Here is a 1,650-nt window from a genome sequence, read left to right as displayed (position 1 = left end):
GCTGCCCTGTCCTGATCGTACTGGGCTTTAGCTGCGGCATACTCAGCCTGCGCTTGGGCATTAGCCGCATCTGCCGCTGCCTTTTCCGCCAGCTTATTATCATAGCTGGCCTTAGCTTCATCGTACTTCTTTTTATCTTCTTTGTATTGAGCTAAAGCGCTATCGTAATAAGTCTTGGCCGTTTTGTAGATAGCTAAATCTTGATCATACTTAATTTGTGCTTGCGCATTGGCCGCATCAGCGGCCGCTTTTTCCGCTAACTTCGCCTCATAAATCACCTTAGCAGCATCATACTTAGCCTTATCATCGTTATATTGGGCCAGAGCAGTATCATAAGCTGCCTTTTGAGCCGTGTAGATTGCTGTGTCTTGTTCAAACTTTGCCTGCGCTTGGGCATTAGCGGTATCTACCGCTGCTTTTTCCGCTAGTTTAGCTTCATAGGTAGCTTTTTTACTATTATATTCGACCTGAGCTTCAGCAAATTCAGCCTTCGCTTTTTGGTAGTCGGATACTGCTGCATTAATAATAACAGCCTGAGCTTGGTTATCAGCTTCGGCAGCATCAACTGATGGCTGAACCTGAGGCTCTGTCTCCTCTACCTTGACACCTTCTTCTATAGCCTTATTCTTAGCATCTTCCAGAGCAGATGAGGTAATTTGGCTCGTAATTGTTGTCGTAGTGCCAGTTTGTTCCGACGAAACAACCTGAGCTTTTTCAGTATCTGCTGCAGGTTCAGCACTGGCTTCAGCCGACTGATCAGTCGGCTGGGTGACATCAGTTGCTGATGGATTAGCCTGACTGCTGACATCATCTGCTGATACGGTTGGAGCAGTCAAGGCAAAGACAGCTGTCCCCAATAAGACTGAGGCAGCACCAAAACTGTACTTTCTGATAGGGAAGCGTTGCGAACGACTTTCCATAAGTTTTCTCCCATGAATTTTTTACGTAATTTTTTTAAAACATTAATAGCGAGTTACATTATAACCCACTTTTTCTTAATCTTCAAGGTGTTTGTCCATAATCTCCAGTAAAAAGAAGATGAAAGAAGAGCAAAAAAAGAAGACCATCTGAATGGTCCTCTTGATTTATCGCATATCATGCGGAAAGAAGAGATGCAGTATGAAAACTTAATCAGTCTTCCCGACGTTTTTTAGCAGCCAACATTGTTGAAACAGCGAAGGCAACCATGCCTAGTCCGAAGACTGCCAAACCATAGCCTTCTGCATCACCAGTTTGTGGCAAGCTTTCTTGCGCAACTGGTGTTGCCTTGACTGGTTTTGGACTTTCATTCTTAACTGGTTTACTTGGTTCAACCGGTTTAGAAGGTTTATTTGGAACATTAGGAGTTGTTGGTGTTTCAGGTTTTGGTTCCTTGACACTTTCAACGACAATGTTCTTGTGCCATTTAACGTTTGGTTTGGTAGGTTCGTTTGGTTTGGTTGGTACCTTAGGCACTTCTACTGTAATTGTCTTAGGTGGCACTGGAGCTGTTGGTGGCGTTGGTGCCTTAGGCTCAGTTGGTTTCTTAGGTACAACAATATTAATGGTTTTAGGTGGTGTTGGCGCTACCGGTGGCGTTGGTTGTTTGGGCTCAGTGGGTTTATCTGGGATTTCAACCGTTGTCATCTTAGGCGGCTCTGGCGCTACCGG

General features: G+C 44.7%; 2 protein-coding genes. Both read right to left on the bottom strand.

The window, feature by feature from the left end; all coding sequences use genetic code 11:
• On the bottom strand, positions 1-920 hold a 920-nt coding region (locus BS63_RS01000000111170; protein ID WP_032798623.1), incomplete at its 3' end, for a YSIRK-type signal peptide-containing protein.
• Between the two features lie 211 nt (positions 921-1,131).
• Positions 1,132-1,650: LPXTG cell wall anchor domain-containing protein (locus BS63_RS1000000111465; protein ID WP_041166344.1), on the bottom strand; the 519-nt coding region annotated here is incomplete at its 5' end.

The sequence above is a fragment of the Streptococcus sobrinus DSM 20742 = ATCC 33478 genome (genome assembly GCF_000686605.1).
Classification (GTDB): Bacteria; Bacillota; Bacilli; order Lactobacillales; family Streptococcaceae; genus Streptococcus; species Streptococcus sobrinus.
This window is presented reverse-complemented; position numbering and strand designations above follow the sequence as displayed.